General features: G+C 52.9%; 14 protein-coding genes and 1 tRNA gene. 12 read left to right on the top strand and 3 right to left on the bottom strand.

What is annotated here, in order from left to right:
* Positions 1-6: 6 nt before the first annotated feature.
* From VK738_09610 to VK738_09560, 11 genes are all read left to right on the top strand, one after another.
* Positions 7-3,291: an amino acid adenylation domain-containing protein gene (locus tag VK738_09610; GenBank protein ID HTD22897.1), complete on the top strand. Its 3,285-nt coding sequence runs from the start codon at positions 7-9 to the stop codon at positions 3,289-3,291.
* A complete protein-coding gene (locus VK738_09605) occupies positions 3,288-4,121 on the top strand; it encodes an alpha/beta fold hydrolase (protein HTD22896.1) in 834 nt (277 codons plus the stop codon). Before VK738_09610 ends, VK738_09605 begins: the two co-directional genes overlap by 4 nt.
* A gap of 29 nt (positions 4,122-4,150) precedes the next feature.
* Positions 4,151-5,107: an alpha/beta fold hydrolase gene (locus tag VK738_09600; GenBank protein HTD22895.1), complete on the top strand. Its 957-nt coding sequence runs from the start codon at positions 4,151-4,153 to the stop codon at positions 5,105-5,107.
* 51 nt (positions 5,108-5,158) lie between these two features.
* Entirely contained in the window at positions 5,159-8,227 is a 3,069-nt protein-coding gene (locus tag VK738_09595; protein HTD22894.1) for an HAD hydrolase family protein, read from the top strand.
* Between the two features lie 339 nt (positions 8,228-8,566).
* Positions 8,567-10,018, top strand: coding sequence for a lipopolysaccharide biosynthesis protein (locus tag VK738_09590; protein HTD22893.1), 1,452 nt, complete (start codon positions 8,567-8,569; stop codon positions 10,016-10,018).
* Between the two features lie 62 nt (positions 10,019-10,080).
* Positions 10,081-10,785 (top strand): nucleotidyltransferase family protein, encoded by a 705-nt coding sequence (locus VK738_09585; protein ID HTD22892.1) that lies wholly within the window; start codon positions 10,081-10,083, stop codon positions 10,783-10,785.
* A 14-nt stretch (positions 10,786-10,799) separates the two neighbouring features.
* Positions 10,800-11,462: an HAD family phosphatase gene (locus VK738_09580; protein ID HTD22891.1), complete on the top strand. Its 663-nt coding sequence runs from the start codon at positions 10,800-10,802 to the stop codon at positions 11,460-11,462.
* A 128-nt stretch (positions 11,463-11,590) separates the two neighbouring features.
* On the top strand, positions 11,591-13,156 hold the full coding sequence (locus VK738_09575) for a polysaccharide deacetylase family protein (GenBank protein HTD22890.1): 1,566 nt from the start codon (positions 11,591-11,593) through the stop codon (positions 13,154-13,156).
* A gap of 8 nt (positions 13,157-13,164) precedes the next feature.
* The gene (locus VK738_09570) at positions 13,165-14,514 is read left to right on the top strand and encodes a nucleotide sugar dehydrogenase (GenBank protein ID HTD22889.1); all 1,350 of its coding nucleotides are present in this window, start codon (positions 13,165-13,167) and stop codon (positions 14,512-14,514) included.
* Positions 14,515-14,629: 115 nt separating this feature from the next.
* Positions 14,630-17,503 carry an IPT/TIG domain-containing protein gene (locus VK738_09565; protein HTD22888.1) on the top strand — a complete coding sequence of 958 codons (2,874 nt, stop codon included), beginning with the start codon at positions 14,630-14,632 and terminating at the stop codon, positions 17,501-17,503.
* 205 nt (positions 17,504-17,708) lie between these two features.
* Positions 17,709-17,885, top strand: coding sequence for a hypothetical protein (locus VK738_09560; protein HTD22887.1), 177 nt, complete (start codon positions 17,709-17,711; stop codon positions 17,883-17,885).
* Positions 17,886-18,177: 292 nt separating this feature from the next.
* On the opposite strand, the gene VK738_09555 is transcribed toward VK738_09560, so the two are convergent.
* From VK738_09555 to VK738_09545, 3 genes are all read right to left on the bottom strand, one after another.
* Positions 18,178-18,267 (bottom strand) — tRNA-Ser (locus tag VK738_09555).
* A gap of 151 nt (positions 18,268-18,418) precedes the next feature.
* Positions 18,419-19,165, bottom strand: a complete 747-nt coding sequence (locus tag VK738_09550) for an ABC transporter ATP-binding protein (GenBank protein ID HTD22886.1) — start codon at positions 19,163-19,165, stop codon at positions 18,419-18,421.
* 46 nt (positions 19,166-19,211) lie between these two features.
* Complete coding sequence (locus tag VK738_09545) at positions 19,212-20,603, bottom strand: efflux RND transporter periplasmic adaptor subunit (GenBank protein HTD22885.1); 1,392 nt, start codon at positions 20,601-20,603, stop codon at positions 19,212-19,214.
* A gap of 370 nt (positions 20,604-20,973) precedes the next feature.
* Between VK738_09545 and VK738_09540 the strand changes: the two genes are divergently transcribed.
* Positions 20,974-22,641, top strand: coding sequence for a GWxTD domain-containing protein (locus VK738_09540; GenBank protein HTD22884.1), 1,668 nt, complete (start codon positions 20,974-20,976; stop codon positions 22,639-22,641).
* Positions 22,642-22,844 lie beyond the last annotated feature (203 nt).

The raw sequence follows: 22,844 nt of genomic DNA, 5'->3' as shown, positions 1-22,844 counted from the left end.
TTGACCGTGAATGAAACAACAATCAACGAGTACGAAAACCAACTGAAGTCTCCCGCTACGGAGCTTTCTGAGGCCAAACGCCGCCTTCTCCAAAAATATTTAAGCAGTGAACTGGGAAGGAATAAGGTGGAAGAGGCTCGCATCAGCCCTCGTCCTTCTGGAGAGCTTGCCCCCCTTTCTTTTTCTCAACAGCAAGTGTGGCTCCATGGGCAGATGGCGAGCGACATACCGTTCTATAACGAGCCCATAACGATCCGCCGCCAGGGACCGCTCGATGTAACAGTGATCGAGCGGTGCTTGCTTGAAATCATTCGGCGCCATGAGATCTGGCGGACGACTTTTGACGTCGTAGCTGGCCAGCCTGTACAGACCATACATCCAGTTCCAAAAGCGTTTCCAGTGCCGGTAGCAGACTTGCGCAGGTTTCCGGTAGCAGAGCGCGAAGCTGAAGCCAAACGTCTGGCGACAATAGATGCGCGGCGTCCGTTTGACTTGAAAACGGGTCCATTGGTGCGGGCTCTGCTGGTGCATATGGATGATGAACAGCATCGTCTCTACATGACTGTTCACCAAATTATTTTCGATGCGACAACAGTTTACCGAGTCTTGCTTCCTGAGCTGACCACACTCTATGAAGCCTTTGCGGCTGGCAAGCCCTCACCCCTGCCTGAACTTAGCATTCAATATGCAGACTTTGCTAACTGGCAGCAGAAAAAACTGATGCCAGAAGCTTGGTCGGAACACACAGCATACTGGTGCAAACAGTTGACGGGTGAGCTTCCGGTGCTGCAGTGGCCGAACGACCATCCGCGGCCGCCGGTCGAAACGCATCGCGGCGCAACTCAAAGATTCATGCTACCTATAGGTTTGGTTGAGACGCTCAGGAGCATCAGCCATCAGCAGGGAACGTCGTTCTACATGACTTTGCTGGCAGGGTTAGCCGCGCTGCTCCATCGCTATACTGGCCAGGACGACATCATTCTAGGCAGCTTCAGTGCCGGCCGTAAGCTGGCTGAACTTGAACCGCTGCTAGGTTACTTTGTGAATCCGCTGCCGCTGCGCGTCAACCTTTCAGGCAATCCGACTTTTCGAGAGCTGCAGTCACGTGTGCGAGGAGTAGTTCTGGACGCACTGGCCCATGAAGATGTGCCCTTTGTCCACGTTGTGAAGGAGATCCAACATAGACCTGATCCCAGCCGTAATCCGTTGTTTCAAGTAGTGATTTCGCAGCAGCCTAAGCTGCCGAACATCGCTGCTGGATGGGAGCTGGTGACAGAGGAAATCTGTAACGGAGGTTCAAAGCTTGATCTGGTGGTTGTGGTTGATGATCGCGGTGATAGCGTTTTCGGTCCCATCATCTATAACCCCGACTTGTTCGATGACGCAACCATTACACGAATGATCGGACATTGGCAGACGCTGCTTACGGCTGCAGCAGCGGCTCCGGAAAGTCATATCGCAGACTTGCCGCTATTGACCGACGCCGAGCGAAACCAAATTCTGGTTCAATGGAACAATGCACGGACTGATTATCCAAAGAACACCTGCCTGCATGAGCTCATTGAGACGCAAGCGGAGCGGACACCCGATGCCACCGCGCTCATCTACGAACAGGAGCAATTGAGTTACAGCGAACTGAATGCTCGTGCCGATCAGCTTGCACATTATCTTCGCAAATTGGGCGTGGGTCCTGAAGTGCTGGTCGGCATCTGCATGGAGCGATCCATTGAGATGATCGTAGGATTGCTGGCCATCTTGAAGGCAGGCGGAGCTTACGTGCCGCTCGATCCAGCTTACCCCGCAGCACGTCTTGAGTTCATGATGGATGATTCTGGACTCCGATTCTTGATTACGACGCAGACCTTGGGGTTGAAGGTGATTGGTTTTACCGGGCAGCTAATCTGTGTGGACCGCGATTGGCCGGTGATTTCTCAAGAGAGCAGAGAAAACCCGTCGATGAATGTTGAATCACAAAATCTGGCGTACGTAATCTACACTTCGGGATCAACGGGTCGGCCCAAAGGAGTTCAGATCTCTCATCGCGCGCTCGTGAACTTTCTGGCATCCATGCAATCCCGACCAGGACTTACGCAGCAAGATTCTCTCCTGGCAGTCACGACGATATCGTTTGATATTGCTGCCCTTGAACTTTATCTGCCTCTGACGGTAGGCGCCCGTTGCGTGCTTGCCAGCCGCGAAGCTTCGTCAGACGGGCATCAATTGTGGAAGATGCTGGATGACCATAAGATCACAGCGATGCAGGCGACGCCCTCTACCTGGAAACTGTTGCTGGAATCCGGGTGGCCGGGGAAGGGAAGTTTGAAGATTCTCTGCGGCGGTGAGGCTATGCCGCGAGAACTAGCCGAGCAACTGATTGCGAAAGCATCCTCAGTCTGGAACATGTACGGCCCGACGGAAACTACAGTCTGGTCCACTGTCCATCGCATCACATCTCCGGAAGGACCTATTCTCATTGGGCGTCCCATCGCCAACACCGAAACCTACGTACTGGATCGCAACCTGCAGCCTGTGCCGTCTGGCATTATTGGGGAGCTCTATATCGGTGGTGATGGCTTGGCGCGGGGCTACCTGAATCGTCCCGAATTGGATGCTGAGAAGTTCATCTTGAATCCGTTCAGTGGTGAATCGGGTGCACGTCTCTACAGAACAGGCGACTTGGCACGTTACCGGGCGGATGGGAATATTGAATGTCTCGGGCGCATAGATAATCAGGTAAAAATTCGTGGATTCCGAATCGAACTGGGTGAAGTCGAGTCGGTGTTGCGTGAGCATCGCGCGGTTTCTGATGCTTGCGTGATCGTTCGCGAAGATCTTGCGGGCGGTCCGCGCCTGGTCGCTTATGTTGTGTTGGCGCAAGAGCAGCTCTCGGCACTCGACGACATCCGCAACTTCTTGAAAGAGAAGTTACCGGGCTACATGGTTCCGCTACTTTGCTCGCTCCAGCGGTTCCCGCTAACGCCCAATGGCAAGTTAGATCGGCGCGCGCTTCCTGCTCCCGATAGTACGGAGTTTGACTCCAAAGAAGCTATCGAGGAACTTAACGATCCTATCGAGCAGATGTTGGCAGAAGTATGGACTGACGTTCTTCAAGTTCAGCGGGTGAGTATCTATGACAATTTTTTTGATCTTGGAGGCCACTCACTCTTAGCTACACAGGTGGTTGCCCGGCTCGAGAAGGAACTCGGCCTGCGCATGAAGCCTAAAGAACTTGCCTTCCAAACCCTTGGGCAGTTCGCGGCAAGTTGTAGAGAGCGATTACAGCAGCAATGAAGCCTGTCAGGTCCATGCTGCCCCTCTATTTCGGTCCGCCTAATAAGGCGCTTTTCGGTTGCTATCATGAGCCGCCATCAGAGCGCAGCCGAAAGTGTGCGGTCCTTATATGTCAGCCAGTAGGACACGAATATATCAACAGTCACCGGGCCCTTCGGCAATTGGCGGCGCGCCTATCCGACGCCGGGTTTCCCGTTTTGCGGTTCGATTACTACGGCTGTGGCGACTCCTCGGGTAGCAGCGAAGCGGGAAGGGTTTCTCAATGGCTGGAGAACATCTCGATGGCCATTTCTGAGGTCAGGTACAGAGCAGGTTTGACTCAGGTATGTGTAGTTGGACTTCGGCTCGGCGGAGCTCTATCAGCCATAGCCGGGGCCCAGCGAGGTGATATCGAGAGCTTAGTTCTCTGGGATCCGATTGTGGACGGAAAGAGCTATCTTGAAAAGCTGATTTTTCTGCAAAAAGAGATGCTGCGATTTCGCCCTAAACCCAAGCGTGATCGAAACTCTCAAGGACACATTGATATCCTGGGCTTTCCTCTGTCCAATTTTCTGTGTAGTGAACTTGAAAAGATCAATCTTTTGACGCTGGCCGATAAACCCGCGAAGAACGTGCTCGTAATTCAAAGTGATCAAACCACTGGCGAAGACAGTTTGAACGATCATCTGAGTCGAATAGGGGCCAGGCTGGAGCACCAGCGTCTCGAAGCCTCCCAAATTTGGCTGCCAACAACTGATGGCAGTTTGCTCGTACCTAATCAAGTGCTGCAATCGGTGGTTTCCTGGACTTCACAAATGCACCAATGCCAAACGCACTGCCAAACGCACTAATGAAAGACGCATTCATAAAAAGCAGACCTATGAAGGAAGAGGCGGTTCTCTTTGGGGAAAAGAAATCCCTGGCGGGGGTTGTAACCGACCCACCAACTACAGTCGGGAATCATCTCAGGCCCGCCGTGATCTTGCTCAATCCTGGAATCGTGCACCGAGTTGGCCCGGGACGTATCTACGTGAAAATTGCACGAGCACTTGCCGCGGCAGGCTTTGTAGTCCTGCGCTTCGATTTTTCCGGGATTGGAGATAGTGCAGTACGTCACGACAATCTTCAGTTTGAGAAAAGTGCCATACGTGAAGCGCAAGATGCAATGGATTTCCTGAAGTCAACCAGAGGTATCGAACACTTTGTTTGTCTGGGCGGATGTTCAGGGGCGCTTATTTCGCTTGAGACAGCTCGTTGCGACTCGCGAGCTGTTGGCGCGGTTCTGATTAACTATCCGGTTACCGAAGACGAGGATGGGAGTGCAAACGCTGACTTGGTCAATCGCAGAGCGGCCCACTACTACTGGAATTTTGCCCTGTTTAACCTGAAGAGCTGGCACAAGTTTTTCACAGGTAGAGCAAACTACCGTCAGCTTATGCAAGTTCTGCGACTAGAGGCAAAACGCCAATTTACGTCCAAGAGTGAGATACCTCGCGAGGCCACCGAGTTTGAAGTGAATTTAAGACAGCTAACGGACCGTGGTGCCCGCCTGACTTTCCTATGTTCGCAAGGTGATCCGCTTTTAGATGAGTTACGCAAGGCGGGAGGGAGCGAACTACAGCATTTGTGTGCACTCGGCAAGGTAACACTCGACATCATCCCGCGATCGGACCATACCTTCAGTTCCCTCGATGACCACGAGCAGCTGCTGGAGGTAATTCTCAAACGAATCAACGGGATCACCTGCTCGGGAAAAAAGATTATCAATACGCCTCAAGCAGCCTCTGATGCTGAGGCCGTCAGTGTGGGCGATTCTGTTGGTCGAGTCCTGGACTGATCTCCACTTCACGCCTGTAATCCAATCACAATTTATGTGAAACAAAAACACATGAACAAAACATACAAATTTAAAGAGCAAGTTGCTAATGGCCTCCAGGTAGGTTTTGATCTTTCCAGAACCTTTTCCTTGGAAGAATCCGCTATCTGTGCACAAGACCCCGGATTGCATGTACTAGAGCATGCTCGAGTTGCGGTAAGCGAAGGTTCTGCGAGCGGAAAAATTAGACTTGTCTCGCAAGCCCGTGAACCACTCCCTTCAACGCTTCTAGCGGAGGAGGCCCACTTCTATAGTCAATATCCCTGGTGTCTCAACGCCTTTCCTACTGTCTCGGAAGTGGTGGGTCATCTCGCAGAAGAATTGAGCAAGTTAGACCAGGCGCAGGATAACTGGCAGAGATCTGAAGTAATCATGAATATTTTTCTGCTCGCTTGCACGATAACAGACACAATTGACGACCACCTGCTAGGCAATATCTACGATTTCTCCAAGATTGGCCATGTCCTGCCATTCGCTAATCTTGGCGTTCGCGCTGTGAAAGAGCTGTTTGATGGTGTGGGCCGGCTACGCGCGGCATCGTTGTCTCGGCTACTTCACTGGAGACAGGCATGGGGAGCCGCTGTAACTCAATTTCTAAGACACGCATTGATTGCCCCCAAGCCAGACCATGTTGTTCTTTTGCAAGAGCGCAATCGGGTAGTAAGCTTGCTGCCCCCCAAATTTCCTCGATCTCTATGGAGCCGTCGCCCCAAAGTCCCTGCTTTTTTTCGCTCTCGAGACTTTGCTCCTTTCGATTGTCTTGAACTGGGACGAAAATTTGTTACAGCTTTCCCCGAACGGAAACGCCCCGCCATGGTTATGGGGCTGCGTACCGCTGGATCTTTTTTAGCTCCGCTGCTGTGTGCTTATCTTAGCGATTGGCTTCAAGAGACGGATTGGCTGGCGGTTCGTCCCAGAAAAGCTCTCGCTTTGTGGGAGCAAGCTGCGCTTCGGCAGGCTGCACAAAAGAAAGCACGGGTACTGATTATTGACGAATCAATTCATTCCGGACAAACTCTCGCTCATGCAATCGAACTGCTTCGCCAGACAGGTTTTTCCGATGAAGACATCGTGGTGTTGAATCCAGTGGAACCCGCATTCCCCAAATGGAGAGACTCACACACTTTCCAGTCTCTTCGAAAAATGAATGTCATTACCCTGGAGCCAGCAGAACGTTACAAGCAACGATTGCTCGATTCGAGTGTGGTCGGAGCCTGGCTCGAGAAATATTTCAAAGCTCGTGGTTATGCAAAGGTCCGCGTTGTGGCGAATTCCGATCTCGACCCAAAGATACAGGAATTGAACCAGAGGTGGCGAGCGGAGTCACCCGAGAGAGTGGACGTACGCCTCAAGCGGATTTACGAAGTGCATCTGAGCGATGCTGCCGGTGACAGCGAGGTTCGCTATGTGCTCGCCAAGAGTGTTGGGTGGGGATGGCTGGGCTACCACGCACTTGTGGCCGGAGAAAAACTGGCAAATTTCATTCCTCCGGTACTAGGCCTGCGTGACGGGGTCCTATACACAGAGTGGATTCCCAAAAGGGAACTGCCGCAAGTTGTTGCTCAAGATCGTGAATCGTTGATCGAGTCTCTTGCGTCGTATGTTGCTGCGCGAACGCGGGACCTGAGTTTTGGCAACAATCCCACGCCAGATTTGGCTAATGAAGGTCGTCACAAGGGCTTCGAAATATTGGCGAACTCTCTGAGTCGGGCCTACAACTCGAGGATGGTAGCTGCTTTAAAGCGCTCTCGAATTCAACGCCAACTGTCACATCAAAACTGTTCCGCTTCTGTCATGACTGACAGCAAAATGTCGCCCGGTGAATGGATCTTCGCCGGCTCCAGGCTGATGAAGACCGATTTCGAACATCATTGCCAGGGAAAGAACGAGCTTGGGATGACCGATCCCGCCTATGATCTTGCTGACGCAATTTTTCAATTTGAGCTTTCGGATGAGGAATCTGGGCACCTCATCCGCAGCTATGCGAAGCAAAGCGGCGATGTCAATGTCGAGGAACGGGTTTTCCTCAATAAGCTGCTGGCAGGGATGTGGGGCCAAAATCTGGCTACACTTGGTCTGCAGAATTCCGGGCTTCTGTCACGGCGCAGTGAATTTCATCGGCAATATGTTTCCGCCTGGAATTTCATGGTTAGGGAAACTATTAGAGAATGCGGCAAGCTGTGTCGGCGTCCACGCGAAGTTCGCTGGTCTACCCCTCTTGTAGTGACAGATATTGACGGCGTGCTGGATAGAATGGTTTTTGGTTTCCCTTCCACCACGGCTGCAGGCATCAAAGCGGTCTCCTTGCTCCATTCCCATGGATTTGCAATTGCTGTAAATACGGCCCGCACGCTGCAAGAAGTGAAGCAGTATTGCCGATCATACGGCTTTGTGGGTGGTGTGGCTGAGTATGGAGGCATCGTTTGGGATGCAGTCAGTGATCAGGAACTTGCGCTAGTAAGCCCGGAATCGTTACGGCAGCTAGAGGAAGTTAGGAATGCTCTTCAACGGATTCCCGGTGTTTTTCTGAACGACGATTACAGATATTCGCTGCGTGCGTTCACTTACCAGAACGGCGGAACCATTCCGCTTCCTCATCTTCTAATTCAGGATTTGTTGGCTGGCCTGAAGGCTGACCGGCTTCAAGTGCATCACACAGGACTGGATACGGCTATTCTCGCCAAAGAGACCAACAAAGGCACAGGCCTTCTTTCGCTGTTGGCTTTCGTAGGGGTGCCAACTGCTGAAACGCTGGCCATTGGTGATTCGGAGCCCGACTTAGCCATGTTTCGCGTCGCTCATCGTTGCTTCGCACCTGGAAATGTCTCGTGCCGCCGCGAAGCGCGGTTGCTCCGCTGCCATATCGCTGATCTTCCATACCAGCCTGGGCTGTTGCAGATCGCCCGAAAAATCACTCATCCTCACGGTGGCACTTGCAATGAATGCCGGGCAGTAGAGGCAATCCGACATAATGGCAACAGCCTTTTCGTATCGTTGCTCAGCGCTGCTGATCAGAAGCCTCGCTCACTGCTGCTGCGGAATTTGATAGACCCGTCGGTGCTGGCAATCTTTCGAAAGTAGTTGGGATTAGCTGTATTGACATCCTAAGTTTCCCAAAAGTGTCTTTCCTGACGGCTACCCGAAGAAGATCTGTTGCTTGGAAGTTTCCAGCAGCAGATTACCACTCCCCCCTCCTACACAGGCCAGGAGCTGTTTTGGAAAGAGATATTGCGGGAATGCTTAGGATGTCAATAGAGCTGGCGAGTTCTATGCAGGCAACTGCGACAGGGATTCGTCCGATTATGCTGGAGTTTTGAAAACAGCTTTGATCGCAACCATCAAGAGCTTGTGATGTTTCGCCGCATTTTCCATGCCGCTAACGCGATCGTTTTCGGGCACTCCATTGCTCGAGTGGGTTCGTTGGTTCTGGTTCCTCTTTTCTTAAGGTACTGGTCGGCGAGTTTGTATGGGGAGTACGTGGCGCTTTTTGCCGCTGTGGGCTATCTATCCAGTTTAGACATCGGAATGCAACAAGCGGTAGTCAACCGGCTTACCCAAGCCTATGCGCGAAAGAATCTTGAGGAATATCGGTCTGTACAGCATACGGCTCTGGCCTTCTACGTTGTACTTGCTATTACTGTTACTCTGCTCGTCGCTGGCATCGCATGGCTCTTACCAATTCCGCATTGGATCGGATTGAAACTAACACGGCCCAACATTGCGACACTGGTGATTATTTTGCTTGCCGCTTATGTGATGTGGACGATGCCCATGCGCCTTATCACTGCCACCTATCAAACCATGGGCAATCTGGCGCGTTCACAATGGATTGCAAACACGCAACAGGTAATTGTAGTGGTGCTGTCCGCGCTGGTCCTGCTTTTTGGCGGAGGAATGCTTGGCATTGCCTTTCTGCAAGTGCTGACCGTCGGTATTACCGCGTTGTTCGTGCTTCTTGATGTGCGCTGGCGCTTTCCCGTCCTCTTTCCAGAGATTGCCGGAGCGAAGCTTTCAGTCCTGAAAGAGTTGACTCATCCCAGCATTTTGTTCTGCTTGCTCCTTGTCGGTAATTTGATCGCCTACCAGGGCAGTATTCTCTTGATCTCAGCAGTGATGGGAGGGTTGGCGGTAGCTGTGCTCTCCATTTCCAAAGCTGTAATTGATGTGATCCGTCAGGGGCTGTACAGCATCAGCTTGGCCCTTTGTCCTGATTTTGCCCGGATGGAAGCTCTGGGTGAATTTGAAAAACTGCGCAAAGTTCACCGCATGGTCGTCGCAGGTACCGGCGCCATTACCCTGGCACTGGTTGCCAGTATCTGGTACGAGGGTCCTCAGATCATCAATATGTGGACCCGCGGCCGTATTGAGCCTGATGCAATGCTGTTGCGCCTGTTCCTGGTTTTAGTGGCGTTCCAAACCCCTTGGGCTGCAAGTTCGACAGTGGCTACTGCAACCAACCGGCATAAAGTCCAGGCGATTGGCTACTTCTTCGCCGCAATTATAGGCATTGGTCTGGTCGCAGCCTTGATAAAACCTCTGGGCATTTGGGCTGTGCCTGTGGGACTGACGCTCGGTGAAGCCGTGGGTTGTTATCATTTTGTGATCAAGGCCTCGTGCCAAATCATCGGCGAGCCTTACGGCGCGTTTGCCCGCCGTTTCTGGTTTGGCTTTGCCGTGGTGGCTGCTGCGGTGCTGACGACGGGATGGGCGATTCACTTCATGATGCCCGGCCCCATGCTGTTGCGCTGGATCGCCATGGGCTTGTTCACGTTGACCGTGGCCACGGCATGCGCGTGGGTAGTGTGGTTGACTCCAGAAGACAGAGCATTGTTGCTGCCTAAACTTCACCCGGCGCTTGGAGTTTCCGGGTAAAAGCGGATAGCCACGACTCTTTCAGATCTTGTCACATTCTCCATCGCTTTCAAGTACATCGTATGAAAGCTTTCCTACTGGCAGCAGGCAAGGGCGAACGTTTACGGCCGCTGACAGACATAATTCCCAAGTGCCTGGTTTCAATTCAGAGCATACCTCTATTGGCGATCTGGCTTGAACTGTGTCGCCGGCACGGCATTGGCGAAATCCTGGTGAATACCCATTCTTATCCAGGCATAGTAAAAGAGTTTCTCAGAGAGCACAGTAAGGGTATCGGTGTGCACATCAAAGAGGAAGAAGTTCTGCTCGGAAGCGCAGGAACTTTGCTGGAAAACCGCGATTGGGTCAAGGACGAGCGGGATTTTTGGATCTTTTACGGCGACGTCTTGACCAACATGAATCTCACACACATGTTGGAGTTTCATCGCCAGAGAAACCTGATAGCAACCATGGGAGTCTACGAGGTCCCTAACCCCGAGCAGTGTGGCATCGTAACCGTTGATAGCGAAAATGTGGTTCAAGAATTTACCGAAAAGCCGGCGAACCCTTCCGGCAATCTTGCTTTTTCCGGAATTCTGGTCGCAACTCCGCTGATCTTTGATGCGATCCCGCATCGAATTCCTGCTGACATTGGTTTCGACGTGTTGCCTAAGTTGGTTGGAAGAATAGCCGCTTATCCCATTTCCGAGTATCTCTTGGATGTGGGAACTCCGGCCAGTTACCGGAACGCACAATTAACCTGGCCGGGTTCAGGCGCTTCGGCGTAATAGGAGAGTCACCTATGATCAAGGGCGTGATCTTTGATATGGATGGAGTCGTTGTAGATAGCCATCCCAGCCACATGAGGGTCTGGAGAAAGTTTCTGCTGTCGAAGGGCAGATCAGTAACCGACGCAGAGCTTGAATTTATTCGGGATGGCAGGAAGAAAGCGGAGATCTTGCGATATTTTTTCGGTGACCTGACCGACGATCAGGTTCAGGCATATGGTGACGAGAAGGACAGGCTATTTCAAGAGGAAGTACAAAATCTACAAATGATTGCAGGAGTGCAACAGCTACTTGATGAACTCCATAGCACTGGCATTCCAATAGCTTTGGCATCCAGTGGCAGCTCCAGGCGAGTGCATAACATTCTGGATTCTCTGCGGCTGCGAGATTACTTTGCGACTGTGGTAACCGGAGATGACGTCGCTATAGGCAAGCCGCACCCCGCGATTTTCCGTAAAGCGGCTGCGCAATTGCAGATTCAATCATTCGAATCACTGGTTTTTGAGGATTCTGTTTCCGGAGTTCAGGCAGCAAGGGCCGCCGGCATGAAATGTCTAGGAATCGCAGACCATCACCGAGCGAAAGCACTCCGCGAAGCGGGTGCAGAGCGCGTATTCCTCAACTTCTTAAATGCTTCGCTGGGCCAGATACAGAAGTCTTTGCTTGAAATTCAATGACGGCTCGAATGAACCCCGCTCGCATCTTGCTTGTATCTAACGTCCGTCCTTTACGTGTCTGGAAGATCGCTCGTCGGGTCACACACGAGATACCAGGCGTGGAAATCTGCGGAATCGTGCAACGGCCCATGCAAAAACTCCCACTTGCGCAACAGCGCATTGCGGACGGCGCTACAAGAGCGAAGCATTGGTTCTATTCTCTGGTTGAAGAATTCATGCATTGGGTGTTGTGGTGGACCCACGGCGCACCGCGTAATCTGAACGGCGCAAGAAAATTCACAGTTGAGAGGTTAGCCGAGAAGTGTGGCCAGGCCGGATCGCCGTTCCTGCTGGCGGAAAACATTGGCGATGCGAAGGTTTTAGAGTTCATTCGCCAACAAAATGCAGAGTTGCTCATTGTGCTCGGAGATATTCCACTGAGCTCAGAGCTATTGTCAATTCCTTCACGTGGTGCAATTCGTGCGTATTATGATGAGCACAATCACAATGGAACAAAAGTGGGAGAAAGTCTCCAGATCGAAATTGAACACTTCACGAGAGGTTCAAAGACCGCATTCACCATCGCTCATCTCAAAATGCCGTTGCAGCCTTACGATGGGCTGGCAGGAATCACGCTCAAAAGCGATCTGATAGCCGACGATCTGCTGCTGCAAACTGCTATTGGCCTGCAGACTGCAAGCCAGGTTAAAACCTCCAAAGTCGTGATGGAGTGGATACAAAGAATCTACTCCCCCTACCTGACGCAACTCGAGCCGGTGCCAACTCAGACTGCGCAAGCAAAGCTCTCCCGCCAGCGCTTTCGCTCAGAATGGAAGCTGAGCGTGGAAACATTGTTGTTTTCCCCATTCGCTTCTGCTCGAAACTGGTATCGCCGGTGGCGCGGCCATTATCCCGTGCTGGTTCTGGCACATCATCTCGTTTCGGATCGTCCGCACCGAATGGGTATTTCCACAGAAAATTTCTGGCAAGCTGTCAGCTTTTTGCGGAGACATTATCGAATTGTAAGCCTCGCCGAAGCGGTCGAACTCTTACGTTCCGGCAATGTGAAGGTTCCGACCGTCGTGCTCACCTTTGATGATGGCTATGCCGATAATTTCGTGAATTTGCGAGCAGTGGCTGACGAGGCCGAGATTCCGGTTGCACTGTTTATTACTACCCAACCGGTTGAAATTCAGTGTGAGTTCCAACACGACTTGGCGCACGGAATCAAAGGTGCCCTCCCTTTGACATGGGACCAAATTCAATATTGGGGTTCTCAAGGAGCCGAATTTGGCAGCCACACTCGTACGCATCTTGATTGCGGCTCTGCGGATCGAACGAAATTAGAGTGGGAGATTGTTGGGTCCAAGCATGACCTGGAGGGTCATCTGGGAAAGCCTGTTGGCTTTTTCGCCTTCCCGTTCGGTAACCCTGACAACATCTCTTCCGATGCTGCTAACATGGCGTCGTCCGTGTATTCGCATGTTGCTTCTTGTTCTGGCGGTGAGAATCTGCCTGATAAAGCAGGCAACCATCGCTATCTCGTCCGTAAAAATCTTTATTCCGATCTATGGGAGCTGGAGCTGGAACTGCAGTCTGTATTGGATTGGGTCGAAAGCATAAAACGCCGGTTCAGATTCAAGCGAGTTGAACCTGCCATTTCTTCAGGCAGAGCCACTGCCACTTCTGCTTTAAGCACATACGCGAACAGGTGATCTTGACTATGAACACTTCAATAGTGATCTCTGAAAATCTCAATACCAAGATTGACAACCGCACGGCACGTGTCGGAGTCATCGGCCTGGGATACGTCGGCCTGCCTCTGGCACTGCTGTTTTCCGAGCAACGTTTCCGTGTGACCGGCTTTGATATTGATGTCCGTAAGGTCTCGGCGCTTTGCAATGGGGAGTCTTACATCTTCCGCATTCCACCAACAGACATTCAGGCGGCCAGGCGGCAAAGTTTCTGGGCCACCGCCGATTACAGCCACATCAGCGAGATGGATGCGGTCATCATCTGTGTGCCGACTCCTTTGGATGAATTCCACCAGCCTGACCTCAGCTACATCACGGCTACGGCCGAAGCCATCGCACCCCATCTGCGTGCAGAGCAATTGATTGTGCTGGAAAGTACGACGTATCCGGGAACCACCGAAGAAGTGCTGGTCCCAATTCTTGAGAAAAACAATCTCTCGGGTCTAAAAGCTGCGCGCGGGGAGACCGCCGCGCCGAATGAATTCTTGATAGCGTTTTCGCCGGAGCGGGAAGACCCCGGCAACGACAGCGTAGCGCGGCGCGACATTCCCAAGGTTGTGGGCGGATTGAATCCCACTGCTACCGAGTCGGCCGCCGCACTTTACGGGGCGATCTTCAACCATGTCGTGCGAGTCTCCACGCCGGCTGTAGCCGAGATGACCAAGCTGCTGGAGAACATTTACCGCTGCGTGAACATCGCGCTGGTGAACGAACTAAAGCTGCTGTCACTGCGCATGGGGATTGATATTTGGGAGGTGATCCAGGCAGCCTCGACCAAACCATTTGGCTTCCAGCCGTTCTATCCGGGGCCGGGCTTGGGCGGGCATTGCATTCCCATTGACCCATTCTATCTTTCCTGGAAGGCGAAACAGTTTGACTTCCACACACGCTTCATCGAACTGGCGGGCGAGATCAACACGGCAATGCCATATCATGTCGTTACAACCGTGAGTTCGGCGTTGAACCAGCAAAGGAAAACCATCAATGGTGCGCAGATCCTGGTGCTGGGCGTTGCCTATAAGAAGGATATTGACGACCTGCGCGAATCGCCGGCCCTGACCATCATTGAGCTGCTGCAAAAACAGGGAGCAAAAGTCGGTTATCACGATCCATATTTTCCCCATGTAGGCCGTGGCCGCCACTATGACCTGGGGATGGATTGTGCTTCGCTCGACAATCTTGAGCATTACGACTGCGTGATCATCGTGACCGATCACTCCGATTACGATTACGAAAAGATCGTGCGCGAGTCGCAACTCGTGATAGATACACGGAACGCAACCCGCGGAATTTGCTCGCCCAAAGTTTTCCGAAGCTGAATTCTCGGAACAGAAAAGTTAGATTCGGACCCTTTCTTGATGAAAGTTGCGGACTGAAATCCAGTTACGCACTACCCAGGACCCTTTCACCAACAATTTCTACGAGGATACTCCCATGAAGCGACTCATATCGGCTGCCGCAATGGCATGTCTCTTGCTGTTCTCTGCAATTCCCTTGTTTTCTCAATTGCAAGACCCGGTCGCACCGGTCAACATCATTTTCGATGACGATATGTCCATGTCCGTGGATGACGTCGGCAATCACGCTGTCCTTTGGGGGCTTTCCGACCGCGGCGAGGTCAACGTGCTGGCTCTGATCTGCTCGTCGGCGAACGACTACAGCGCCCCCACCATGCGTGCCATAGCGAACTACTACGGCCACCCCAATGTTCTCATCGGTGCGCACAAGGGCATGACGCCTATTTTGGAAAACTCCGCTACCAGCAGTTACACGCAACAGATCACCAATCAGTTCGGCACTCCTGGCGATACACGCGCCAACTATCCCGATGCAGTAACCGTTTACCGGCAGGCGCTGGCGAATGCTCCCGACCACAGCGTGTATATCGTGGCCAGTGGATACTATCAACCGCTGCAGGCCCTGCTGCAAAGCCAGCCGGATTCCATCAGCCCGCTTACCGGCATGCAGCTTGTGACCCAGAAGGTGAAACGTCTGGTGTCTGAAGCCGGCTGGTTCCCCTCCGGCAACGAGCACAACTTCCGCGTGGATGCCGACGCCGCCAGTTTCGTGTTTGCCAACTGGCCGGGTGAGATTGTTTCGTCAGGGGCCCAAATGAGCCAGGATGTGATAACTGGGCCGTCCTCAACGTCCGATCCAACGAAAGATCCCGTCAAGGACGCCTGGCAACTAGCCAATGGCGGAAACCCCGTGGCAGGTTTTGGCCAGGTGGCCCTTCTGTTTGCCGTCCGCGGCCTGGGAACGAATTTCATCGCTTCGGGCTTGAACGGCCAGACAACCGTTTTCCCCACCACGTCACAGTGCGTGGGCTGCAACAGTTGGTCCCAGACACCCAACATGCAGCAATCCTACCTGAATAAGCAGGCGACAGCCGCCCAACTGGAGGCGATCCTCAACCCCCTGCTGCAGAGTTCTTCGAATATGCCGATCTTGCGAAGTATCTCTCCCACGAGCGTGCCCGCCGGCAGCTCTCAGACGATAACCCTGACCGGAACCAACTTCTTTGCGGACTCGCAAATATTGTTTAACGGCAGCAGCCGTCCTACTACCTTTCTCGGTGGGACTCAACTCAGCGTGCAGCTCAGCGGCAGTGATTTAGCGAACCCGGGAACGCAAACCTTGAGCGTATCGAACCCTGAAGGTGGCGGCTGGCAGTCTGGTTCTCAAAACCTCACTGTTTTCACCACAGCGCCGACCTTGATCGGTATTTCTCCTTCGAGCGCTATAGCAGGCAGCGGTCCACTCACACTCACAGCCACTGGTACGAACTTTACTGCCACTTCGTTGGTCCAGGTCAATGGGGCGAGCCGCAGCACGGCTTTTGTGAGCAGCACCCAGTTGACGGCCACGCTTACCGCAGGTGACCTCGCCAACGCTGGATCCCTCTCCATCACAGTGACCTCCTCCGGTGGCACCAGTGCGCCTCTCATCTTTACCGTCAATAATCCGGTTCCCTCGCTCACCAGCATCTCTCCAAGCACAACCTTCGCGGGCGGCCCAGCTTTTACCCTGACAGTGAATGGAACGAAATTTGTGAATGGGTCAGTAGTCCAGGTCAACGGCTCCAGCCGTAGCACGACCTTTGTCAGCAGCACTCAACTCAGCGCGGCCATCCCTGCCAGTGACATTGCTTCTGCTGGAACTCTTTCCATTACGGTGGTAAATCCCGCACCGGGCGGCGGCGCTTCGGCCGCACTTTCGCTCGTTGTCAATAATCCGCCCCCCTCGCTCACCAGCATCTCCCCAAGCACAACCTTTGCGGGCGGCCCAGCTTTCACTCTGACGGTGAATGGCACGAGTTTTGTTAACGGGTCAGTGGTGCAGGTCAACGGATCCAGTCGAAGCACGACTTTCGTCGGCAACACTCAGCTCAGCGCGGCTATTCCTGCCAGTGACATTGCCTCTACCGGAACTCTCTCTATTACGGTGGTAAACCCGGACGGTGGCGCTTCGGCAGCGTTAGCCCTCGTTGTCAATAATCCGGTTCCCACGCTCACCAGCATTTCCCCAAGTACTGCCTTTGCTGGCGGCCCAGCCTTTACCCTGACAGTGAATGGCACGAATTTTATTAATGGGTCGGTAGTCCAGGTCAACGGCTCCAGTCGAACCACGACCTTTGTCAGCAGCGCTCAGCTCAGCGCGGCTATCCCAGCGAGTGACATCGCTTCTGCCGGAACTCTTTCTATTACGGTAGTCAACCCGGGCGGGGCTAGTGGATCGCTCACCCTTACTGTCAATAATCCGGTTCCCTCGCTCACAAGTATTTCGCCAAGCGCAACTACTGTGGGCGGCCCAGCTTTCACCCTGACGGTCAATGGCTCCAATTTTGTTAATGGGGCAGTGGTCCAGGTGAATGGCTCCAGTCGAAACACAACCTTCGTCAGTGGCACTCAACTCAGCGCAACCATTCCTGCCAATGACATCGCCTCTGCCGGAACTCTTTCCATTACCGTGGTCAACCCTGCGCCGGGCGGCGGTACGAGTGCGCATCTAACCTTCACGGTCAACAATCCCGTGCCTTCTATCTCAAGCGTTTCACCTAACCCCGTAGTTTCTGTGCTAAGCGGCTACACCCTTACCATCAGTGGTTCGGGATTTGTTAGTGGGTCGGTAGTGCTGATTGACGGTGCGCAATATCCGACTACATTTGTAAGCTCCACTCAACTTAAGGCTCAGGTCGCTAACAGCGGTCTGCTGAGTCTCGGGGGACATGCGGTCACCGTCTTCAATCCCGCCCCAGGCGGAGGCACCTCCAATGCAGTGACACTGACTGTGATCTCGCTGCTCTAAAAGTGCCTTGCAGGAGCGGGACAGTAGTCAAATATTCTGGAGGTTGACTTCAACCATTCTTCCTAAAATAGGATGATCTGATCAAAACACGAGAGGCGTTTTTAGCCTTGCGTATCAACGGTGGGACGCCTCTCGGATACCGCAAACATCCGCTCGGCTTAGGTTGAGTAGATTACGTACGCACCGGCGGCGCTGGACGAGCCTCATGAAACGATTCCCGGACTACGAACAGCTCGGCTTTTTGCTGAAAAAAGACAAGGGGCCTCTCTCCGCTGAGGAAGAGGAAGAAGCTTGGATTCAGAAATATCTTGATTTGGCCGACAAGCTGCTTAAACCAGAACCACATGTTATTTTTCGAAGAATCAAAGCGAAGAGATCTTAGCGTTGCTCCTTGCTAAGTAGCGGAGATGAAGGACTCCACACACAGAAAAACATCGAAGAAAACGAAACAGTAGCATCACATTAGGTTAGTCAAACAGGGCGTTGCCGACTTTAGTTGGCAGCGCCCTTGTATTTTTGCCGAGATGCTAGGATTTCATGTCTGAAAGTCCGGTTTCGGTTAGTATGAAAATTTTCTTGATTTGCTAAATGGTCACAACAGTCATTAGATCAACATGTACTCCGAGGTTAGCCACATTGTGTATTGTGCGCACCCAAGCTAAGTCCTTTGTTTATGGCGGAGAGAGTGGGATTCGAACCCACGATACGCGTTAACGTATACACGCTTTCCAAGCGTGCGCCTTCAGCCACTCGGCCATCTCTCCGGATGAGTTGCGCTCAGGAAGGGAGCATCACTAGCTCCTGATTCATTCTACAGTATCAAAAGAAAAGCTAACCACAAGGCCCAGGTAGCGCCGGCGTCCCGCCGGCTGTCATGTGGGGCATCTTGCCCACATGATCTTCCACCATCATTAACTACTTTCTGGGGTTACGCTCGTCGCTGCTAATCACCCCGTCTTTGATGTAGATTACGCGGTGGGCGTAAGCAGCGATGTCGTGCTCGTGGGTCACCAGAATAATGGTGTTGCCCTGGGAGTGCAGTTGATCGAACAGGGCCATGATCTCTTTGCCGGTTTGTGAGTCCAGGTTTCCCGTGGGCTCGTCGGCGAGGATGATCGAAGGATGGTTCACCAGCGCGCGCGCAATGGCTACACGCTGGCGCTGGCCGCCGGAAAGCTCGTTAGGCTTGTGATGCATGCGTGGTTCCAGGTTCACAATGCCCAGCGCCGCCTTGGCGCGTTCGATGCGTTCGTGCGCGGGTGTGCCGTTGTAGATGAGCGGCAACTCCACGTTGTGCAGGGCGGTGGCGCGGGCCAGAAGGTTGAAGGTCTGAAAGACAAAACCAATTTCCTTGTTGCGGATGCGCGCCAGCTCGTCATCATCCAACTCGCTGACCAGTTGGCCGTTGAGCCAGTATTGTCCCTGGCTGGGCGTATCCAGACATCCGATCAGGTTCATGAGCGTGGATTTGCCTGAACCCGAGGGGCCCATGATGGCCACGTACTCGTTGCGTCCAATTTGCAAATGGAGGCCTTGCAGAGCGTGCACCTGCTGCTCTGACCCCATATCGTAGGTCTTCCAGAGATTCTGGGTGTAGATGATGCAATCTGTCGGGGGCGCTTGCGTCGTAGGATCAATCATATTGGCCAATTGGGTAGACATAAATCCTTTTCCGGTTCGTCTGGTTCCTGTTCACGTTACGAAGAGATCACGACTTTTGTTCGTCGGGCCGCACTTCGCTCGTATCTTGTTTGACTCTTGTCCCGTTGCGCAGGGTCCGCAACACTTTATAGCTGCCGGTCACAATCGTGTCGTTTTCCTTGAGCCCACTTAAAACTTCGATGTCCGTAACTGCGGAAACGCCAGTTTCTACCGTGACAAACTTAGCTTTATTGTTCTCCACCACGAAGACGCCCTGCAACTCCTTCTTGCCGGGGTCGTCTTTACCTTGGTTGTCCGAGGCAGGTCCTGCTGCCTGCACGTTGTTCTTTTTGTCGGCGTTGTCTTGCAGGTCCTTGGCTTGCCGAATGGTCAGGGCCTGCAGCGGTACTGCAAGCACGTGCGAGCGCGATGCTGTCGTGATCTTGGCCGTGGTGGAAAGGCCGGGACGCAGGTTCGCCGGCGGGTCGCTCAATGTGACGACAACCTTGAAATCCTTGGCTTCTTCGGTGCCGGTCGTGCTCTGCGAGGTTGCCACACCCGTGGAGCGGATAATGGCGTTGTCGCCAATCTCAGTCACCGTGCCATGAAAGACCTTTTTAGGAATGGCATCAATGGTGACCTCCGCCGGCTGTCCCAGCTTGACATTCACAATATCAGTCTCATCAACCCTGACCTCCGCCGTGATCACAGAAAGATCAGCCAGCGTCATAAGAGTGCTGCCCGGGGAGTTCTGTATTCCCATCACCACCGTCTCTCCCTCATGTACTGGCAAATTGGTGATTGTGCCGTCAAAGGGAGCGGTATAAACGGTCTTATTGAGCAGATCGCTGAAGCGGGTGAGGGTGGCGCGCGCCGAGGTTACGTGCCCTTGGGCGGAATCCCGCTGGGCTTTGCTTTGGGCAATGCGCGCCTCAGATTGAGCAACGTTGGCATCCGCGGTTTCATAAGCCGCCTTGCGCGCGTCGTAATCCGCCTTGGAGATTAGTTCAGACCGGTAAAGCCCTTCGGCGCGGTCGTAGTCCAGCTTTTTCTGCCCCAAATCAGCCTTGTCCCGGTTCAGTTGCGCAATTGACGTCTTCAGTCCGGCGTCGGCCGCAATCGCATCCGCTTCATTGGCCGAGAGCATGGCCCGTTGCGCGCCCACGTCGGCCGTGGACTGCACGTTTTCCAGTTGCGCCAGTTTTTCGCCTTTCTTGATCTGATCGCCCTCTTTTACATAGAGCTTGGTGATCTTGCCCATGGCATTGGCGCCGATATTGACAAAGGTCTTAGGCGTAATTTGACCCGATGCGGTTACCGTTGAAGTCAGGTCTTGAGGTTTCACCTTGGCCATCTGGACCCCAACCACTCCCTGGGCGTTGTGCACCACGGTAATGCCTACCATAAGTACTACAGCCAAGACGATTCCGCCGATAATCAGGAGTTTCTTCAGGTTCATGATTCCTCAATCAGTTACGTTGGTTTGTTCTGAAAAGTTCCCTGAAACCGTCCCCGGGGCACACCTCAACCACATTTGGACGTTCCAGATTTAAAAGAGTCTTGCCCCGTCGAAAATTATATTCGCATTTGCCGGTCAAAGGAAGAAACCGGCAGAACAAAAAAATGCCGCAGTTCTATTTCGAGACCCTGGTGCCCATTAGGACCTGCCGCTAATACATATGACGTTTGAAATAAGACATGATGAACAATCCAGGTACCAGGGAGGGGCTTGCATCGGACGGATGCAATGTAAGTAATCACTTGCTTCGAAGATCATTTGAAACTACAATTTTCGAGTCCATCTAAGCTGTTTTCTGGAGCAACCTCTTATGACAAGTGTTCGTTTTCTCTCCCGCTTTTCTGCCATTGCTTTAGGATTGCTGATCTTCACCGCGCTGGTCTGGGCCCAGTCCTCTACTGATACCACCAAGGAGCAAAGCTCTGACCAGAAACAGGTCACCGGAAAACAGAGCGCGGCCGATCCTTTAAAGCGCCCGCTGAGCAAGAAACAAAAAGAGAAGAACGCGAAGGCCCTGAGGGAGGAGTTAGCTAAGCCTTACAAGCAGTTCCTGCAGGATGTTATTTACATTATCACCCAGGAAGAACTGGATGCTTTCGCAAAGCTCTCGAACGATGAAGAGCGTGACCAGTTTATCGAAATAGTTTGGCACCGCCGCAACCCCACACCAGATAGCCCGGAAAACGAGTTCAAAGATGAGCACTACCGGCGCCTCACCTACGCCAACGAGCACTTTGCCGCCGGAATCCCCGGATGGAGGACCGATCGCGGCATGATTTATATTAAATTCGGTAAGCCTGATGAAATCGAGTCGCATCCTTCAGGAGGCACTTATCAGCGTCCCATTGAAGAGGGCGGTGGGATGACTTCAACCTATCCTTTCGAAGACTGGCGCTACCGTCACATTGACGGCATCGGCGACGATATAAACATCGAATTTGTGGATGACTGTCAGTGCGGCGCCTACCGCATGACCATGAATCCCGAGGACAAAAATGCACTTGCCCATGTGCCCGGCGCCGGCCAGCAGCCCATGGCTAACGGCCTGCAAAGCCAGCAAAACAGCAAGGAGTTTGATCGGCTGGAGCAATATGTTGGACTTCTACGGCAAGCGGAATTCAAATTCAAGGGCTTGAAGGAACACGTATCCCACATCATCGGTACTGGCCCTATGCCCTTTGATGTACGGACTGATTTTGTGAAGACCGGCTCAGATGCCGTGCTGGTTCCCGTCACAATTCAGGTGCGGAACAAAGACATCACCTTTGAAACCAAAGATGGAGTGGCGCGCGGCGTGGTGAATATTTCCGGAACCGTGAGCACGATGACGCAATTTGTCGCCCAGACCTTTGGGGATACTGTAAGCGTAGAGGTTCCCGCCGAATTGCTGGAGAAGACCACGCAAAACCGATCCATATACTGGAAGGCAATCCCGTTGCACCCGGGCCGCTATCTCATGGATGTTGTCGTGAAAGACATGAAAGGCGACAGGATAAGCAGTCTCAGCAGAGCACTTACCGTTCCCGAGTTCGGCGATGACAAGCTGGCCTCTTCCAGCTTGATCCTAGCAGACCGAATTGAGAAAGTTTCGACCAAAAGCGTGGGCGCTGGCAACTGCGTGATTGACGATACTAAGGTGTGTCCGCGCGTGGAACCTTCCGACGGCAAGCCTGCCGGTTTCCGCCGTGACCAGAAAATGAATTTCTGGATGCAGGTTTACAACCTGGGGATTGACGAGCAGAGCAAGAAACCCTCTGCCACTATCGAATACGATGTGGTGAACATCGCCACCAACAAGCCAATAGCTCACATGGTAGAGTCCACCGACACGATGGGCAAAGTTGGTGACAAGATTACTCTGGAAAGAAGCATGCCGCTGGCTTCGCTCGAGCCGGGAACCTATCGCCTGACGATTAAAGTGAACGACAACGTCTCCAAGCAAACCATCACGCCTTCAGCCAATTTTGCTGTGGAGTGATTCTGTAGAACCCGAATTTATTCATAGGTGCGACAACGATGGTAAGACGATGTGCCAGCGCCGGAGGCGCGGCGAAGAGTTTAGCCCAGCGCGGAAGCGCTGGGTAAGCTGAAAATACAGTACGAGCCCTGGAGGGGCGACACAAACTGCAGACACCGCCTAAAATGCAAATTGGAACTCATGACTACCCCCAAACAAGTGCT

The sequence above is a fragment of the Terriglobales bacterium genome (genome assembly GCA_035487355.1).
Classification (GTDB): Bacteria; Acidobacteriota; Terriglobia; order Terriglobales; family Acidobacteriaceae; genus QIAW01.
This window is presented reverse-complemented; position numbering and strand designations above follow the sequence as displayed.

Excerpts from the sequence above, each read along its gene's own strand:
- VK738_09550 (HTD22886.1), bottom strand. The coding sequence starts at position 19,165 with ATGTCTACCCAATTGGCCAATATGATTGATCCTACGACGCAAGCGCCC.
- VK738_09540 (HTD22884.1), top strand. The coding sequence starts at position 20,974 with ATGACAAGTGTTCGTTTTCTCTCCCGCTTTTCTGCCATTGCTTTAGGA.
- VK738_09570 (HTD22889.1), top strand. The coding sequence starts at position 13,165 with ATGAACACTTCAATAGTGATCTCTGAAAATCTCAATACCAAGATTGAC.
- VK738_09600 (HTD22895.1), top strand. The coding sequence starts at position 4,151 with ATGAAGGAAGAGGCGGTTCTCTTTGGGGAAAAGAAATCCCTGGCGGGG.
- VK738_09545 (HTD22885.1), bottom strand. The coding sequence starts at position 20,603 with ATGAACCTGAAGAAACTCCTGATTATCGGCGGAATCGTCTTGGCTGTA.
- VK738_09580 (HTD22891.1), top strand. The coding sequence starts at position 10,800 with ATGATCAAGGGCGTGATCTTTGATATGGATGGAGTCGTTGTAGATAGC.
- VK738_09595 (HTD22894.1), top strand. The coding sequence starts at position 5,159 with ATGAACAAAACATACAAATTTAAAGAGCAAGTTGCTAATGGCCTCCAG.
- VK738_09575 (HTD22890.1), top strand. The coding sequence starts at position 11,591 with ATGCAAAAACTCCCACTTGCGCAACAGCGCATTGCGGACGGCGCTACA.
- VK738_09605 (HTD22896.1), top strand. The coding sequence starts at position 3,288 with ATGAAGCCTGTCAGGTCCATGCTGCCCCTCTATTTCGGTCCGCCTAAT.
- VK738_09585 (HTD22892.1), top strand. The coding sequence starts at position 10,081 with ATGAAAGCTTTCCTACTGGCAGCAGGCAAGGGCGAACGTTTACGGCCG.
- VK738_09565 (HTD22888.1), top strand. The coding sequence starts at position 14,630 with ATGAAGCGACTCATATCGGCTGCCGCAATGGCATGTCTCTTGCTGTTC.
- VK738_09560 (HTD22887.1), top strand. The coding sequence starts at position 17,709 with ATGAAACGATTCCCGGACTACGAACAGCTCGGCTTTTTGCTGAAAAAA.